This window comes from Heyndrickxia oleronia, from assembly GCF_017809215.1.
Taxonomy (GTDB): Bacteria; Bacillota; Bacilli; order Bacillales; family Bacillaceae_C; genus Heyndrickxia; species Heyndrickxia oleronia.
On sequence record NZ_CP065424.1, the window covers coordinates 2,603,031 to 2,621,786 of the forward strand.

Here is an 18,756-nt window from a genome sequence, read left to right on the forward strand (position 1 = left end):
ACCGTCTTCATCCTACTGACCTCCTGTTGCTAATGTCATTATTTTTTCTTGTGTAGCTTCTGCTTTTGTTAATTCACCACTGATTTTCCCTTCATGTACGACCAAGATTCGATCACTCATACCGAGAATTTCTGGAAGTTCTGATGAAACCATGATAATCGAAACGCCTCTATCAGTTAGTTCATTCATCAATTGATAAATTTCTCTTTTCGCTCCTACATCAACTCCCCTTGTTGGCTCGTCCATGATAAGTACTTTTGGACCAATCCCTACCCATTTTGCAATAACTACTTTTTGTTGATTGCCTCCAGATAAACTGCCTACTTGAGAATTGATGGATTCAGTTTTAACTGTTAATCGTTTAACGAGCATTTCCACAAATGTTTGTTCATTTTTATCCTTAATTATGCCCTTCGGTGCAAAACTTTTTAAGCTAGGCAATACGACATTATCTCGGATAGAGAAATCTAAAACTAATCCTTCATCCTTTCGGTCTTCTGTGATAAAACCAATCCCTTGTTCGATGGCTTGATATGGGGTCTTTACATTCACTTTTTTTCCGTTCATCCATAACTCACCAGAATCGAATTTATCTAATGCAAAAATCGCTCTCATAATCTCTGTTCGACCTGCTCCCATTAATCCAGACACACCTAAAATCTCACCGGAGTGAACAGAAAAACTAACATTTTCAAATACACCTTTTCTAGAAAAGTTTTTCACTTGTAACACTGTTTTTCCTAAATTAGGAGTTCGCTCGGGATATCTTTCTGTCAATTCACGACCTACCATTTTTTTGACTACTTCATCAAAGTTAGTCTCTGGTATAGGCTTCGTATCTACTGTTTTCCCATCTCTCATGACTGTGATTCGATCACATATAGAAAATATTTCCTCCATTCGATGAGAAATATAAACGATAGACACCCCTTCTTTTTTTAAAGAAGCAATGACCTCGAACAATTTTTGAATTTCTCGTTCGGTTAGGGCAGCTGTTGGTTCATCCATAATAATAACCTTCGCATCAGTTAGCAACGCCTTTGCTATTTCAATCATTTGCTGTTGTCCAACAGAACATTGGGATGCTTCCTGATCAAGTGGAATCGTAACAGACAGTTTTTTAAACTGTTCTTTTGCCAACGCTTTCATTTCCTTCGTTTTTAAAAACCCTAATGAGGATTTAAGCTCTTTCCCAATAAATAAATTTTCTAAAACGGTCATATCTGGCCAAATATTTAGTTCTTGATGGATAAAAGTAATGCCATATTTTTCAGCTTCCTTTGGATTCGAATAATACGTTTCGTTTCCATCAATTATTATTTTCCCTTGATCCAAACGGTGGAGACCAGTAAGAATATTCATCAATGTTGATTTACCCGCACCATTCTCTCCCATAAGGGCATGTACTTCTCCATGTTGTAGTTCAAAGTTAACACCCGAAAGCACTTGGTTCGTACCAAATGCTTTGTGAATGTTCTGCATGGAAATTTGCATCATTTTTCACCTCTGTTAAATGAATGTGTTCGATTATTATAATCAGATGAATGTGTGACAAGTCCTTTACTAAAAAATAACACCTGATTGCAAAATACAATTCGCATATGGTGTAGCTTCCCCAGTGCGAATAATAGCTTTAGCATGTTGTGTTAACTCTTTGAATTTTTCGTGGGTAACCAATTCTATATTTTCGCAACTAAATTGCTTTTTCATATACTGATATGTTGTGAGATTATGAGTTTTGATTTCACTTGCTAAAGTTACTTTTTCAATTCTCATATCGTCTTTGATTACTGAAACTACTTCTTCAAAACTAGGAACACCCAGTCGTAATGCAAGATCAATTTTCAACACTCCTTGAGGTACAGGCAAGCCTGCATCAGCAATAACGATATAATCGGTATGACCAAGATCAGCTAATACTTTTGATATATGACTATTTAATATGCCTTTCAGTTTCATGCTTCCATACTTCCTTCTACTTCTGTACGAAGTGGCATCCCGCCTTGAGCACCAAATTTTGTAACAGAAAGAGAAGCTGCCCGATTGGCAAAACGAATACTGTCATCTATATTTTTTCTTTCTGAGAGTGCCACAGCAAAAGCTGCATTAAAGGTATCTCCAGCACCAGTTGTGTCCACTACCTCAACTTGATAAGAGGGAATAAGAACTTCACTTTGTCCGTTAAAATAACGAACACCATTCTTTCCTTCTGTAATAAATAATTTATTTGGATATTTCCTTAATGCCTCTTCCTTTGTTAACCCTTCAAATAACAAAGATGCCTCATGCTCATTTGGTGTAATATAGCTAGCTTTATCGATAATATTTTGACTAAGTCTTCTAGCAGGAGCAGGATTTAATAGAAGTGAAACATTTAATTCATTACATATATTTGCAACATACTCGACCGTTTCCTCTGGTATTTCCTGTTGGATTAAAACAATATCAGCATGTTTAATAACATCTAATGCCTTTTCAACATATTCGGGAGTTACATAATCATTTGCACCTTTTACTACAATAATACTGTTGTCATCTTCAGCCAAAATAATATGAGCGGTTCCACTTTTTTCACCTGTAACCGGTTCCACATACTTTGTATTAACATTATTTTTTTGTAAGTTTTCTAATATAACTTCTCCATAATTATCATCACCAATACAACCTATCATTATTACTTCAGCACCCAATCGGGATGAGGCAACTGCTTGATTTGCGCCCTTCCCGCCTGGAATTGTTTTAAATGATTCACCAATAATCGTTTCCCCTGCAATAGGTCTCTTTGGTGCAGTTACAACTAAGTCCATTGAAGAACTTCCAATGACGACAATTTTAGACATGTTCATCAACCTTTCTTGTAGTATCTCTATTAATAAATGTAACCGGTAATTGGATATTTTTCTTTTGCAACTTTTCATTTTTCATTAGCTTAATTAGAAGCTGTGCTGCTTCTTTTCCCATTTCATATGCCGGTTGTCTTATGGTCGATAGTGGAGGAAATAATAAGCTGCTATGTGGAACATCATCAAATCCAATTACTTGAACTTCTTCAGGTATTTTTTTACCAATTCGTAATGCCTCATGTATGACTGCCGTTGCAACTATATCATTACTGGCAATAACCCCATCGGTATCTGGATATTTTTCGAATAAATCCTTGGCCCATGTTTCCGCATCTTTAAATGAGAAAGATGTTGTAGACATCACATAAAAATTTATATCAGAAGTACTTAATACTTCTAAAGCTCCTTGAAATCGGTCTACTGCAGTTTGTAAATGGCCAGGACCTTTTATTAAAGTAATCCGTTTGCTACCTCTTTTAACCATTTCCATAGCTGCGAGTTTGCCTCCTTCTTTCCCATCTGCAAAAACTGAAGGATAACCACTAGAAGTACGGTCAAGAAAAACAACGGGAATTGATAAATCTTGATACACTTTTTTACTTAAAGTATTTGTCATAGAAATTAGTCCAATAACATTATTTTGCTGGAACGTTTGTATATAATCTTGTTCTTTTTCTGCATCTTCATCTGTATTTCCAAATATTAAGCGATAATCATGAAGTCTCATTTCATCTTCCACTCCTCGAGCTAATAAAGGGAAGAATGGATTTGTTATATCAGGAAGTAAAAGTCCAATTAACCTCGATTTTTTTGTATACAATGAACGGGCTACTTCATTTGGACTATAATTTAATTGTTTAATCATTTCGTTCACTGTATTTCTTGTATCTTCATGTACGTAACCGGTTTCATTTAATACTCTCGAAACTGTTGCAACTGACACGCCAGCTGCTTTCGCGACATCACGTATTGTAACCATTTGGCTCACCTCTTTGTGTAACCGTTTCCACATTCAGAATAGCACATTATTTATTTACATACAAGAACTTTTAAATCCTTTTATCAACGATTTTTTCTTTTGACTCTTTTCTCAAACTTTGTTTCTATAATAGCTTAAAAAAAAGTAACTTACTTTACGGAAACAGCATTTCTTTATACTTTGTCCTTAAAAAAGTTATTAATAGTAAAAGAAAAAGCAAATGATAAAGAAGGTCATTGTAAAAGGTACTTACAATGACCTTCTTTATCATTTATTCATTTTTTCCATTAGCTTAATTGTTGTTTTGTACAATAATTCCGTTCCTAATGAAATATCACCAAATGTCGCAAATTCTTTTGGATTATGACTTATTCCATCTTTACATCGTACAAAGATCATCCCATACTCACATATATAGGACATAGCTAGTGAATCATGAAACGGCCCACTCATTAATTCAACTGGATCAAGTCCCATTTGTTTACATTCTGTTCTCATAATTGACATGATCCGATCAGAACAATAACGAGGTTCACTATTTGTATCCTCTGTAATTTTATAAGATAGCTGATGTTCATTTGCAATACTATTTATTTTCTCTCTTAATTGTTTTTCTAACTGATTTCTTCGATTTATATCAATATCTCTTAAGTCTACTGTGAAACTAACTTTTTCAGGTATGATATTGCGAGAGTCTGGAAATACATTAATGCTACCAACTGTTCCAACTGTAGGTGAATCTGGATCTTGACTGGCAATTTCATTAAGAGCGACAATTATCTTGGCTGCCCCTACTAGTGCATCTTTTCTCATATTCATAGGTACAGAGCCGGCATGCCCCGCAAATCCCTCAAGTTCAATTGTTAACCATAAGGGACCGGATATTCCTGTAACAATCCCAACTGGTTTCTCCAATACATCTAATATTGGACCTTGCTCAATATGCATTTCTAGGAAAGCTGCAATACTATTAGCTGGATAAACTGAGTCAGCTAATTTATCAGGATCACATCCAAATTGAATTAATGCTTCTCTTCTTGAAACCCCATTTTTATCTATTCTTTCAAGCTCATCTTCCTCAAGCTTTCCAAGTATCCCTCTTACACCGAATAATCCTTTATTAAAACGGCAACCTTCTTCATCAGAAAATGCCACCACTTCGATAGGTATTGAGGGAATAATCATGTTTTCTTTCATAGTTTGGACAACTTCCAGCGCTCCTAGAACTCCAATAACCCCATCAAACCGACCGCCATAAGGTTGAGAGTCTATATGTGAACCTAACATTAATATAGGGGCGTCAGGATTTTCACCTTCATATCGACCAATGAGATTTCCAAAGTGATCAATCTTTGTTGTTAAGCCTGCTTCTTCCATCCACTTCTTCACTGTTTCCACCGCTTGTCTATCTTCATTAGATAAAGTTAGCCGACATACACCTGTTTCGCCAATTTTACCAATTTCAGCTAAAGCATTAATCCTTTTTTCCAACCGATGTTGATTAATTATTAATGTTCGAGTAGTCATCCATATTCACCTTCATTCATTTATTATAGCTGTTTTTGGATAGTATGTTGCATTTGTGTAAAAGCCCTGCTACCAACTTTTACACCTAATAAAGGTTCATTGTTCTTATTTTGTTTTCAGCTCCTTTCTCAGTGCTTGTTGTTCTTCAACCTATTATTATTGGTTAAAAGATTATCTAAATAGCAAGATTATTTAAGTAAAGAGCTATTTTTATAGATTCTAGGTAAAATGCTTTAAAACACCCGTAATATAGAGAAAATTACGAGTGTTTTAATTGGACTATAAAGATTTTATTTCCTCAGTTAATGTATCGATGATTAATTCTAAGTCTTCCAGTTTAATATTTAAAGGTGGAGCAAGTGTTAGCACATTATTAAATCCTGCAACAGTAGCACCATTTTTTCCAATTATCACTCCTCTTTGTTTACACCCCGCAATTATTTTATTAACTAGTTCAACTTCTAATGGTTCCTTGGATGATTTGTCCTTTACAAGTTCTACACCAACCAGTAGTCCTTTGCCCCGAATATCCCCAACCAACGGGTGTTCTGCTAACGATGATGTTAGGCTCTGTTTTAATTGTTCACCTAACTCGTAGGAACGACTAAATAGACTTTCTCGTTCCATAATCTCAAGATTTTTTATTGCTAGTGCACATGCAGCAGGGTTGCCACCAAAGGTATTAATATGACGGAAATAATCATATTCATTTGAGCCGCTAAACGCTTCATAGATATCCTTCTTCACAGCTGTAGCTGATAAAGGTAGATATGCACTAGTAATCCCCTTTGCCATCGTAATAATATCTGGTTTTACTCCATAATTCATATATCCAAATGCTTTTCCCGTTCTTCCAAATCCACAAATCACTTCATCTACAATAAGTAAAGCTCCATGCTTTTCACAGACCTCTTTTATTCCAGCCATGTAGCCATCTGGAGGAACGATCACACCACCACCTGTTATTATCGGTTCCATGATAACTCCGGCAATCGTTTCACTTAACTCCCAAGTCATGACCTGATCCATTTCTTTTACAGACTTCAGCTCCGCTGGCTTAGCATCAGCTCTGTCATCATCTCGATATAAATCAGGAGGACTGACATGAATAAATCCTGGTGCTAATGGTTCATATTTAAATTTTCTTTGAGCTTGCCCAGTAGCAGCTAGTGAACCCATGGAATTACCATGGTATGCTCGATATCTGGAAATAAACTTGTAGCGTCCATGATCACCTTTTTGCTGATGATATTGCCGAACAAGTTTAAAGGCAGTTTCATTCGCCTCAGAACCACTATTTGAAAAGAAAATTACGTATTCATCTTCTAGTAATTCATTTAACTTTTCTGCTAGTTTAATAGCAGGAGTATGGCTTTGGGTTAGTGGAAAATAAGCCATTTCTTTTAACTGCTCATAAGCTGCTTCTGCTAGCTCTGTTCTTCCATAACCCACATTCACACACCATAATCCGCTCATTGCATCTAAATAGCGATTCCCATGATGATCAGTAACCCACGATCCTTCAGCCTTTTGAGCAATCATTGTAGCATCAGGATTATAAGGTTTCATCGAATGCCAAAGAAAGTCTTTGTCCTTTGTTAAAAAGTCACCGGTTTCTTTTAATTTTTCCATTCAATCTACTCCCTTCTTATTAATAATCAAATCGTGATGTAATCATCTTCTTTCTCGTATAAAAATTAACTCCATCTTTTCCATTCACATGAAGATCTCCATAAAAAGAATCTTTCCATCCAGAGAATGGGAAAAAGGCCATAGTTGCAGGAACACCTACATTAATTCCCAACATTCCAGCATCTGCTTCTTCTCGAAATTGGCGAACCGCCTTAGCATCTTTTGTATAAATGGTTGCTCCATTACCAAAACGTGATTTACGGATATACTCTAAACCCTCTTCTAAGTCCTTCGCCCTTAATAATGATAGAACCGGAGCGAAAATTTCCTCTTTTGCTATTGTCATATCAGGGGTAACTTGATCAAAAATAGTAGGTCCTAAAAAAGTTCCTTCATGTTTTTCATCCATTTCTTTTCGACCATCCCTAATTAATGTTGCCCCTTCCTTTAAGCCGATTTTGATATAATCCAAAACCTTTTGACGATGTGAATCTCTAATTATTGGAGTTAGTAATACTTCATCATCTAATCCATTCCCTATAATGAGTTCATCTGCGCGTTCTTTAAGGGTCTGGACAAATTCATCTCCATCACCAACAACTACAACCGCACTGCAAGCCATACAGCGTTGGCCAGCACTACCATAAGCAGAACTAATAATATGGGATACCGCCTTTTCCATATCTGCATCAGGCATTACAATATGATGATTTTTCGCACCAGATAATGCTTGAACCCTTTTGCCCGCTGCAGCAGCCCTTTCATACACATATTTAGCTACTGGTTGGGAACCAACAAATGAAATAGCACGGACATCATCATGATCGAGTAATCCATTTACTACATCATGTGCTCCATGAACAATATTTAACACACCCTTTGGAGCTCCTGCTTCAGTAAACAATTTTACTAATTCATTTGCTAAAATAGGCGTGCGTTCAGAAGGCTTAAGGACAAACGTGTTACCACAAGCAATAGCTAATGGGAACATCCAAAGTGGTACCATCATCGGAAAATTAAAAGGTGTTATGCCAGCAACTACTCCTAGAGGATAACGAAACATTTCTGAGTCAATCTCTTCTGCAATATTCGAAAGACTTTCTCCCATCATTAAGGTAGGAGCACCAGCAGCAAATTCCACACATTCAATTCCACGTTGAACTTCTCCGTATGCCTCTTTATAGGCTTTTCCATTTTCTTGAACAACCAGTTTGGCAAGCTTTTCATGATTTTCTGATAATAAATAGTGATATTTATATAAAATTCTAGCGCGTTTTGGAACAGGAGTGTTTTTCCAAGTCTTCCAGGCTTCCTTTGCTGACTTTACTGCTTTATCAACATCTTCCTTTGAAGAAATTGGAACCTTAATTATCACCTCACCTGTAGCAGGATTGGGAACATCTAAAGTTTCATTACAATCTGCATCTATCCATTCACCATTTATAAAATTTTTAAGTACTGTAGTTTCTTTTTTTAACACTGTCATGATTTCTTAGCCTCCTTCTTTGTAAAAAGCATAATTATTTTTAAAAATATTTTCCTTCTGCTTGTATAAACTTAAGGAAAAAATAAGATGGCTAGTGTTCTTATCACTTCTTATCGTCTATTTAAAAATGGAACAATAAGCATAAAGAACAGTAGGGATAAAAAAAGAGTTATCCTATTAGAATTATCACTCAATTTGTAAGTGTTTTCATTAGACATACTGTAAAATATCTTAGTTTTTTTTTCCACATTATGAACAATGTCTTCAATGCCCTCTAACAAGAAGATTTTCATCATACATATAGTCATACTTTCAACTTCAGTGGGACAAAAAGATATTTAATTTGATATTTCATGTTAGTTTGTTATTTTTTTTCAGTGAAATAATGAAATTCTTATTCTTTAACTTTTCATTTAGGGTATTTTCTAAAACCATTGAAGTAAAGTTATAACTATCGACTGAAGGCCACTACACGTCTCATTTTACTGAGTAACCTCATATGACCAGCTATTCGGTAAAAACCAGTATTTGGGCTAGAAAACAGGCTTACTTACAAATATTACCTAAATAGCAATTTTTGAAAAAATGCCATCAAAAAACCTATTAGGATTTACTAATAGGCTTCATGTTCAGCATGTTTAAGTTTTTTTGAAGATTGTAGGAATTCATAAGATAATATCATTACTTCAATTGCTATTCTCTTTTCTGGGTTCATAAAATCTTCCCCTAATAATTTCTCCAGTTTTTGTATGCGATGATATAAAGTTTGTCTAACAATAAAAAGCCGTTTCGCGGTTTCTTGTTTGGATCCGTTACATGATAAATATGTTTTTAATGTTTGCATTAACTTTCCATTGTATTTCTTATCATAATCTATAATTGGTTCCAAATACTCAAGTACAATTTCATTCAAATCTAAGTGACGATTAATTAAAGAAATTAAACGATATATATGGAGATCATCATAAAAATAGAAATCAGAAGAATTCGATAATCTTTCTTGTATTCGGATCGTTTCTAATGCAGTTTCATAGCTTCTATTTATATTCACTAAATCTGTAACATATTTACCTATTCCAATAAAAGGCATTGGATGTTGATCTATCATTGAAGGATTAGAATTTTTCAATCTCTGAATCGCTTCCTTCATTCTTTTTTTCCAAGATGAGACATTTCTTTCATTGAGAATAATAAAGATGATGCTATTCTTTCTTTCTATAGCAAAAAGAGTAAAACCCTGTTGTTCAAATATCGATTTATAAAATAGTTTTAAATAAGTTAAATCTATATTGCTGAAGTTTTGAAAAATTTCAAGCCTGCAAATACAGACATTTGCTCCTTTTGGTTTAATGGTGGATGATTGGTAGGCTAAATATTCATGAATATCATCTTCAGTCTGATCACCTTCTAACCACCTTGATAGCCATTCTACTTCTTCTGCTCTACTCTTTTCTTCCACATAGAGATCTCTTAATATCAATTGAGCAAGAGCTGTTGCAGTACGATCAAGTATTAGCTGATCGAATTCTGTTAAAGAACGCTCGTTGGAAGTAATAATTAATTGTGCATAGTTACTTCCTAAGAGATGTATCGGAATACTTGCAATTGAATATGAATTAGCAGTTAAGTGTTGGTTATTTTCATTTTTTTCAACTAGTTGCAATAACTTTTTTCTCTCCTGATCTAATACATTTGGGATGAATTGAATATCCTTATTCTTAAATACAATAATCACTTGAACTTGTAAATAATGTTGAATATATTTGAGGATTTCATTGTAATGATCAATCGTTAGTAGTTTTTTACTTAATGTTTGGGAGTATTTTTCAAGATCTGCGATCATTTGATATTGATGGTTGATTAGAAGTGAGTGAATATCTTGAGTGATTTCTACAAATGGTACTTCTCTGTGAAAGAGGATAATAGGAAATTTGTGCTCATTCGCAACATCAATGATTTCTGGTGGAATCGAGGAAGTGTATGTACCAATTTCAATGCATAGTCCAGCTGCCGATGAGTCGATTAGTTGTTCTATTACAGAGATAAAATATTCCTTTTTTTCCTTCCAAGCTACTCCTGTTGATAAAATTAATTCATTACCATTTAGAAGGTTACGAATATTAGTAACTTCTACAACATGTACCCATTTAACTAGGCGATTCAAACCCTCTTTTCCTGCAATAACCTCAATCATCTCAAAATGTTTTCTTTGTAAAATATCCTTTACCGTAATATAAGATTTCAATTTCATATCACCTCTAAAAATTGAGTAGAATATTTGATCTTTTATTAAGGATCTAAGAAGAATATAGGGTCTGTATTTATATACTATTCGATATAATTGAATAAAATCCTTTACAGGTATTTGATTGCAAATAAAAATAGACATATCCTTTAAGTATCCAATACTTAAGGGATATGTCTATTCAACGTGTTATTTTCCCTCTTTTTGTTGGTTGATTAATATTACTGAAAAGTATTTTCTTGCATCAGCCGTTAAGATGTGTAATGTTTCATTTTCTATTTCTGAATCTAAAGTTTTTTCAAATTCTACAAAAGCACCACTCAAATTCTCAGTGATATTTTTTATTTTGAAACCTCTTTCCACTAAAAAATCAATACGATCTCTTTCTTGTAAAAACTCTTGATACTCAGACAAAATAATAACCTCTCTTTCCATAAAAAAGTATAAATTTATATTTGTGGATTCAAATCTTCAGGTACAGCAACCACTTCTTCCTCTTCTAAAATTTCCCAATCACGTCCAACCGTAATCCCTAAATATTTTTCATCACTTGGGTCTTCAATTTCTGCTTGTTTGTACTTTTTAAACCACCAGTATTTACCTAATATATAATAAATTACGGCACCTACAAGAAAGCCCACGATAAATGAATAGCTTGAGAGAAAATATGAAGCGATTCCCCCAATAATCCATGCGATCATTCCTGCCAAATTAAACCCATTCATGTATTTATACTGACCATTTCCTACATATAAATCGTTGACATTCACTCTCCTTTTTCTAATTAAATAGTAATCTGTAAACAATATACCTACTATTGACGACAATATTCCTCCGATAATGAGTAAAGCAGGCACAATAACATCAAATAAGCTCCATGGTTGAACCGCAATACCAATAATCCCCGCAATGAGAACTGCTGCCCAAAAAGGTACTTTTGGACCACCTACATTAGAAAAAATGGTCGCTGCCGGTATTACATTTGCAGATGTATTTGTTGACCATTGGGCAAATACAATCATTAATAACAAAATACCCAAGATAAATCCGCTCGCTGCCTCCTGAAGGGCAACAACTGGATCAAAATTTGAAACAGCAATATAAGATACGGCACCAATAATGATCATAAATGTATTGACAATTGGCATAACAATAATACTTCCAACGATTTGTGATTTATTACGTTTAAACCAGTTTCTTTCGTTTTTTGGTGCTTTGAAAAAACGTGATAAGGATGGCATATCAGCTGCTAAAGTTGCCCAGAATCCCATATTACTCATCACAACTACCATAAAGGCTGTAAAAGCTGCACCACCTGTTACTGGACTTTCCACCCATGACCAAATTTCCCTTCCTTGTTCTGCAGCTTGATCCGACAAAGAGGCATACATCCACGCAGAAATTAAGATAATGGTTGGTGCAGCTAAGTCGGCAAATCTTTCGATTGCTTTAATACCAAGTGCAGTGTTAATAAGTTGAAGTGCTGCAAATACAATAAAACAAATAAACCAGTTATTAAAACCAAACAAAATATTTAATATTCCATTCATTGCTGTTGCCCCGAAATATGTGTTCAAGCCGAACCAACATGCTGCAGTAATACCACGTACTAATGAAGGAATATGTGTACCGATCGTGCCAAATGGGGCCCTCATATAAACCGGAAACGATAATCCATGTTCTACACCAATATCACCAATAATGGTCATAAATATGCCGATAGCTACGGATCCTATTAGAGTTGCAACAATTACCCATCCAAGAGGTAAACTTTGAACACCAGAACCTCCAATTGCAAAAGCAGCTAATACAACAGCCATCCCTACCCAAATAACAGCGAAGCCCTTTGGTCCTATATTTCTTTCCTCTGAGCTAATAGGCAATAAATCTGGTGATTTCAAATAACTATCCTTATTATTCATCTGTTACACCTCATTTCTCAAAATGTATTCATAATATTCTGAATAATTCAAGCGTAAAAAATCCTTATCAATGGATTATTTTTTTTGGGGAGAGCACATGTAAACATTTGCCTCCCCAAAATAACTATTAAAATTGATCCTACAGATCGATATATTTTATTTTAAATAAGAGGCTGTTACATCGTTAATGATTCACTCTCATTCGTATGATTTCTTTCACCATATTTTGCTCGTTTCAAATACTGTCCAGAACCAATCTTTCCAACAAACTTTTTATCTCGAATAACAAATTCTCCTCGTGATAGTACAGAAACAGGTTCTCCTATTACTTTCATTCCTTCAAAAGCATTGTAGTCTACCGCCATATGGTGAGATTCAGCAGAAATGACCCTTTCTATTGTAGGATCAAAGATAACAACATCGGCATCCACTCCAACGGCAATCGTACCTTTCTTCGGATATAATCCGAATAGCTTCGCAATTCTCGTGGAAGTTATATCTACAAATTGATTTAAGGAAATCCTTCCCTTTTTAACCCCTTCAGAGAAGAGAATACTTAAACGATCCTCAATTATTGGTCCCCCATTAGGAATTTTTGAAAAATCATCTCTCCCTAAATCTTTTTGCCCATTAAAATCAAATGAACATTGATCCGAACCAATTGTTTGAAGTTGCCCTGTTTTTAAAGCGTTCCATAGAACTTCTTGGTTCCATTTTTCACGTAATGGTGGAGACCAAACATATTTAGCCCCTTCAAAATTTGGTCTTTCTAAATAGGATTGGTCTAAAACCAAATATTGTGGACATGTCTCACCCCAAACATCAATTCCCTTATCTCTAGCCTCTGCAATCTTTCTTGCAGCATCAGCACATGATACATGTACTACATATAGCTGAGAGTTTGCGAGTCCAGTAAATGTTGCCGCTCTACCCGTTGCTTCTCCTTCAATTTCAGGTGGACGTGTAAGCGCATGATAAATTGGTTCAGTATTGCCATTCTCTAGCGCTTTATTCGTCAAATAATCAATGACATCTCCGTTTTCTGCATGGACCATCACGAGTGCTCCGAGTTCTTTTGCTGCAATTAGTGTACGGAATAATGTCTCATCATCCGCTTGAAACACATTTTTATACGCCATAAATACTTTAAATGAAGTGATTCCTTCATTATCAATGATCGAAGGAAGTTCATTTAATACGTCTTCATTCACTTCACTAATCATAAGGTGGAATCCATAATCAATAACCGCCTTATTTTTGGATTTTGCGTGCCATGTGTCAATCGCTTTCTTTAACGGTTCCCCTTTATTTGTTAAACAAAAGTCAATGATTGTGGTAGTTCCTCCATAAGCGGCAGCAATGGTCCCTGTTTCAAAATCATCCTTAGTCACTGTTCCGCCAAAGGGCATGTCGAGATGTGTATGGGGGTCAATGCCACCCGGGAAAATATAGCATCCTTTAGCATCAATTACTTCAGATCCTTGTGTAGAAAGATTTTCTCCTATTAAACTTATTACACCATTTTCAATCTCAATATCTGCTTGAAATTGATCTGTTGCCGTCACTATTGTTCCATTTTTAATCACTTTTTTCATGTTTTAAACACCTCATTTTCTATTGCTTTTAGGGGTACTGCCGACAAAACGCAGATATTATACGCTAAGACATTTTTTGGATATAAAAACCCTGATTTTTCTACGCTAAGCAGAAGGATCAGGGTTTAATATTTTTCTTCGTATTCTTTTGGTTTCGTAGTTTCCAAATAATGTCATGTTGAACTAACGCACCCGTTTGTTTAAGTACATTGTTTCACATAATTCACAAAGAAAGCCGGTTTTCTTATCGAAAAACAGCTTTTTATTATCTATTTATTTTTTCAATTGTTATATTCAAGATAACTGCTGAGATAACATAAATTTGATTCATAAAATCCAATCCAGTTACAAAAATGGATATAGATATAATTCTTTAAGTTGTTTTCAGATAACCTTCATTTTGAATGTCTATTTTAACATTAATATTAATCTTCATGTTTTTAAAGTAATCTGACCTCCAGTTTTTTAATTCATCACGAGGGATTTGATTTCTAAAAAACTGACCCATTCCGAATACATCAGCCTCATTCTCTTGAAGTTTTGTAAATAATTTATTATACCTCTCAGAGATTAGAGTATTAATTTCCTCTTTAATTAAATTCAAACTGGGTTCTCCTTTTGTTTCCAATATCACAACTCTCATTTTTATTAGACTTTCCATATGTGCATCATTATTCACTAGTCTTCCTATATTGTCAGTTTTAGAACCCAGTAGCATGACTGTAGCATGTTCCATTACTTCCATTTTTCCATTACCACTCTCCCCTTTAAAAACATTGTACAGCAGGGTTTCGTTTGAACTGATTTGCTCGACCATTTTTCCTCTTTTTAATATGGCAGAACCGATTTGATCCATAGTCGTATCTTTTCCCGAACGAATCAAAGGTATAGCCACATCATGTGTATAAGAATGTATGCCTCGGAAGACCTCCCAAACTCTTGTAAGGGCAATGTCAGGATTCCAGCCTGCATTTTTTTCGAAATAGTTATAAGTGCTGAGCCCTTTTTTTTCGGCATTAATTTTAATGTTATTGAAAAATTCTTGAAGATCCTCATCACATATTGCAACTAAAGCTTTTGGGGAAACGTCTCTTGAACGCATTAATCCTGCAATTATATCGTTTATTCCATCCTCAGCAGTTTCTTTCTCAATAAAGATTAGCTTTACATGCAATAAATCCACATCGCTCTCCATATTTCTACTAATTGTATCCACTGCTTTTGAGACCGTTTCAGCTTTAGCAGATACAATTTTTGTTTCCATACTACCATCAATAGGCACTGGTATATTCAGGATTACCAAATATTGGTCGTCAACTTTCTTAACACCTATCGACACTGGTAGTAGACGATGATTTATATCCTTATTATCCCAACAACCGCTCAATATCAAAACCATAGTTAAAAGACTACAAATTAAATAAATGACTTTTTTATTAGATAGTTTCATTTGTATCCTTCCTCTTTAATCTTCTTCCAATATAGTAAATAGAAAGAGGTACAACAATTATAACGTATGACCTTAAAAAAGAATTCATAAAAAGGATATTTTCAACATCCTTCCTGTCTGGAATCCAAAAGCAAACGAAAAAGATTGCTACAGACAAACCGAACAATAGGTAGCTAGGTCTACTTTTAGGAATGTAATAGTTGATTATTCGAATTGCTTTCCACATTAAGAGAGAGAGATACAAAATAATAAAAGCAATAAGGCTTAAAAGAAAAAACATTGTAACTCGATCAAACATTAACCAATCAATATTTATAGAATCCACAATAAGTACAAAAGGAAGAAATGCTTTTGATGCAGTCGCTTGTCCCAAAGTAAGAATTGGAATGTATACTGAAAAGAGAAAGAAAGGAATAAGAAATATCGCAGACAAAATAACATATTTTCTTTCATAAGAGAAAAATGGTTGTACAAATCCAAGAAAGAGAAACCCATCGGCGAATGCAAAATAACTCTCGAAGTAAGCAGGCTTACTAATGAATCCTAAGTCTGTGTCAAAAGGTATGGCATATCTCCAATCAACATTCTGAAATGACATGATTAAGACAAACAATAATATTGGAAAAAATAATATAAATAATAAAAATGCAGTTCGTAAAATGGCTTCGATACCTTTAGATGAAATGTATGCAGAAACAGACAACAATAATAGTATAATTGTCCATAATGGGGTATGGGATAAAAATACCAAGGTTACGATTTCTGCGTATGCTCTGACCGTTATAATAATGGCCATGATTAGATAAAGTAAAACGGGAGCAAAAAATAAAAAAGTTACCCTTTTTTTGCTTTTCGAAAATATACTTAAAATATCCTTTTTTGGAAAAAATCTGAGACCTTTCATATAAGTCAACAAACATACAAAATGTACAATAATCCCTATTAGAATTGGGAACCAATGGCCTTGTTCTGTACTAGCAATAATATCAGCTGGAAACATAAAAAAAATTAGTCCCAGATGACAAAGCACATACATTATCATAACATGTAGACTTCTTACCACTATTGTTCCTTCCTTCCTATATTTAAATAGAGATAGGACTTGCCAAAGGTAGTTAAACTTGCCAAATAAGAACTAATAAAAACTAGACCTACTACTAATCCTAAAACTCCAAATAGTGAAGAAAGAATTACATTAATATATTTAAATGATCTGATTGAAAGCGAGCTTTGAGCCCCCACAAGGGTTGAGTTAGCAATTGTTGTTGCTGCAAGAATGATGATTAAGAGATTGCTGACTAATTTAGCTTCTACAACTGCTTGTCCTAATATAATTCCTCCAACCATTGTAATTGTGGGACCTACTGATTTTGGAAGCCTTATGCTTGCTTCTAATATCAGTTCTAGAACAACCAACATGATTATAACTTCAACAAGTGCTGGATAAGGAACCCCTTCTCGACTTTGAGCTACAGAAAGTGCAAGCTCTATCTGTAACGCTTCCGGATTTACAGCAACAAGAGCAACATACATTCCTGGACTTATTAGAGCAATTAATGCACCAATTACTCGGAGGCAACGGATAGTTATCATAATGGGAAATGGAAAATTACGATCACTTTCAACAATAAACATATCCCATAGGAGATTAGGCAGGATTAAAGCAAATGGTAATTGATCAACTAATATAACAACTCTTCCCGTTTTAAGAAATTGTGATGCATGAAAAGGAAGCTCTGTCGTATTAAATTTTGAAATTGTATCCCAAGATGAAAACCCCAGCATTTTTGACAAGCTTTGTAAGTTACTGATATCCATACTCTTATTCTTTTCAATAAGACTATTTATATTTTCAACAAGTTCTTTATCCACTACGCCATTAATAAATAGTAAAGAAATTTTTGTCTTCTGATTTTTCCCTGTTGTGAAGGAATGAACAAGAAGTTTATTTGAAGTAAGTTGTTTACGAAGGAGTCCAATATTTGTATCAATATCTTCTGTAAAGGAGTTTGAAGGTCCTTGAATTACACTTTCATTTGATGGAACTTCAATTGAACGATTTAACCCCTTAGGAACAGGTTCGTAAATAATAAACTTTTTTGTATTTTCTATATATATAATGAGTTTACCTTCAAGAATTGATGTAATAGCCTTTTTTGTATCGTCTTCAAAAAGTTCACCCATTAAAATAAATATAGTTTCTGATGTTTTCCCTTGAGAAATTAAACCCTCTGACTGTTTTTGAAAAATTGTTTTTGTTTTTGTTATATCTATTAGTGTATTTAGTCCTAGTAACAAAACTTCATTTTCTAAAAGGTAATCACGTTTTATAAAAAAGTCATCATTACCCCCTAACGCTTTTTTAATATCTAAAACCATTTGTTCCATAACATTTTTCCTTTCATTTCCTATATGTTTAATATGCACTTAATTTTATATAATTATTCAGGGGGAAAATTGATACTGGAACAATTTATATAACTTCTAAATGTTTAAGAAAATAAAAGGAAGTGAATGAACGCAAATTGGGAATACGAACTATTGTCCTTAGAAGAAAAAATTAAGATACAGAAATCTGGAAAAGTTGAAGTGTAGAAGTTTAGGATGAAGAGGAATACAATATTATTGTTTATAAACAGTTTGAAATAATTTTTATAATAAAAGTACATACCAGCTAAGTTACGGAATTTTTGAATAGCCACACAAATATCCCCATTTCAGGTGGGAACGAGGAATTTGTGTGAACAATCTTGATGATTGGGATTTGTTTTTATTAATAGCGCTATTCAACTAAACTCCCTCTATAAAAGAAGGGAAAACGCCGGATTACTCTTGTTTTCTTAGATTTTCATAGTTATTTACCTGTCGGTAAATGTCCTTATAGCTGGAGGATTCTCACTTGAAAGGATATATTTGGACTCTGAGAGAAAAAAGAGCTATAACCCATCAACCACCTTCTTACAACCATTGGTGGATGAGTAAAAATATGATTGCACTGGTGGATCTCCACATTTCTCATGGAGGTCAACCCTCCCATATCTCACAGAGTCTTCGCTCCAAAATTCCTTCGTCCAACC

14 protein-coding genes are annotated in these 18,756 nt (G+C 34.4%); all 14 read right to left on the reverse strand.

The window, feature by feature from the left end:
• Positions 1 to 12 precede the first annotated feature (12 nt).
• Positions 13 to 1,494, reverse strand: a complete 1,482-nt coding sequence (locus I5818_RS13020; protein ID WP_058003749.1) for a sugar ABC transporter ATP-binding protein — start codon at positions 1,492 to 1,494, stop codon at positions 13 to 15.
• 69 nt (positions 1,495 to 1,563) lie between these two features.
• Positions 1,564 to 1,959, reverse strand: a complete 396-nt coding sequence (gene rbsD / locus I5818_RS13025; protein WP_071975886.1) for a D-ribose pyranase — start codon at positions 1,957 to 1,959, stop codon at positions 1,564 to 1,566.
• The gene (rbsK, locus tag I5818_RS13030; RefSeq protein WP_058003751.1) at positions 1,956 to 2,840 is read right to left on the reverse strand and encodes a ribokinase; all 885 of its coding nucleotides are present in this window, start codon (positions 2,838 to 2,840) and stop codon (positions 1,956 to 1,958) included. The genes rbsD and rbsK overlap by 4 nt, the downstream gene beginning before the upstream one ends.
• A complete protein-coding gene (locus I5818_RS13035; protein WP_078111250.1) occupies positions 2,833 to 3,822 on the reverse strand; it encodes a LacI family DNA-binding transcriptional regulator in 990 nt (329 codons plus the stop codon). The genes rbsK and I5818_RS13035 overlap by 8 nt, the downstream gene beginning before the upstream one ends.
• Before the next feature lie 267 nt (positions 3,823 to 4,089).
• Complete coding sequence (locus tag I5818_RS13040) at positions 4,090 to 5,349, reverse strand: M20 family metallo-hydrolase (RefSeq protein WP_390883525.1); 1,260 nt, start codon at positions 5,347 to 5,349, stop codon at positions 4,090 to 4,092.
• A 279-nt stretch (positions 5,350 to 5,628) separates the two neighbouring features.
• A complete protein-coding gene (locus tag I5818_RS13045) occupies positions 5,629 to 6,981 on the reverse strand; it encodes an aspartate aminotransferase family protein (protein WP_071975882.1) in 1,353 nt (450 codons plus the stop codon).
• Positions 6,982 to 7,000: 19 nt separating this feature from the next.
• On the reverse strand, positions 7,001 to 8,467 hold the full coding sequence (locus I5818_RS13050; RefSeq protein WP_058003755.1) for a CoA-acylating methylmalonate-semialdehyde dehydrogenase: 1,467 nt from the start codon (positions 8,465 to 8,467) through the stop codon (positions 7,001 to 7,003).
• A gap of 613 nt (positions 8,468 to 9,080) precedes the next feature.
• Positions 9,081 to 10,718 (reverse strand): PucR family transcriptional regulator, encoded by a 1,638-nt coding sequence (locus I5818_RS13055; RefSeq protein WP_078110261.1) that lies wholly within the window; start codon positions 10,716 to 10,718, stop codon positions 9,081 to 9,083.
• Between the two features lie 183 nt (positions 10,719 to 10,901).
• On the reverse strand, positions 10,902 to 11,126 hold the full coding sequence (locus tag I5818_RS13060) for a hypothetical protein (RefSeq protein WP_078111014.1): 225 nt from the start codon (positions 11,124 to 11,126) through the stop codon (positions 10,902 to 10,904).
• 35 nt (positions 11,127 to 11,161) lie between these two features.
• A complete protein-coding gene (locus I5818_RS13065; RefSeq protein ID WP_058003758.1) occupies positions 11,162 to 12,634 on the reverse strand; it encodes an NCS1 family transporter in 1,473 nt (490 codons plus the stop codon).
• 176 nt (positions 12,635 to 12,810) lie between these two features.
• Positions 12,811 to 14,229 carry a dihydropyrimidinase gene (hydA, locus tag I5818_RS13070; protein ID WP_078111015.1) on the reverse strand — a complete coding sequence of 473 codons (1,419 nt, stop codon included), beginning with the start codon at positions 14,227 to 14,229 and terminating at the stop codon, positions 12,811 to 12,813.
• Positions 14,230 to 14,602: 373 nt separating this feature from the next.
• Positions 14,603 to 15,679, reverse strand: coding sequence for a Ger(x)C family spore germination protein (locus tag I5818_RS13075; protein WP_209391751.1), 1,077 nt, complete (start codon positions 15,677 to 15,679; stop codon positions 14,603 to 14,605).
• Complete coding sequence (locus tag I5818_RS13080) at positions 15,666 to 16,742, reverse strand: GerAB/ArcD/ProY family transporter (protein ID WP_235849872.1); 1,077 nt, start codon at positions 16,740 to 16,742, stop codon at positions 15,666 to 15,668. The genes I5818_RS13075 and I5818_RS13080 overlap by 14 nt, the downstream gene beginning before the upstream one ends.
• Positions 16,742 to 18,067 (reverse strand): spore germination protein, encoded by a 1,326-nt coding sequence (locus tag I5818_RS13085; RefSeq protein ID WP_209391752.1) that lies wholly within the window; start codon positions 18,065 to 18,067, stop codon positions 16,742 to 16,744. The genes I5818_RS13080 and I5818_RS13085 overlap by 1 nt, the downstream gene beginning before the upstream one ends.
• Between the last annotated feature and the right edge of the window lie 689 nt (positions 18,068 to 18,756).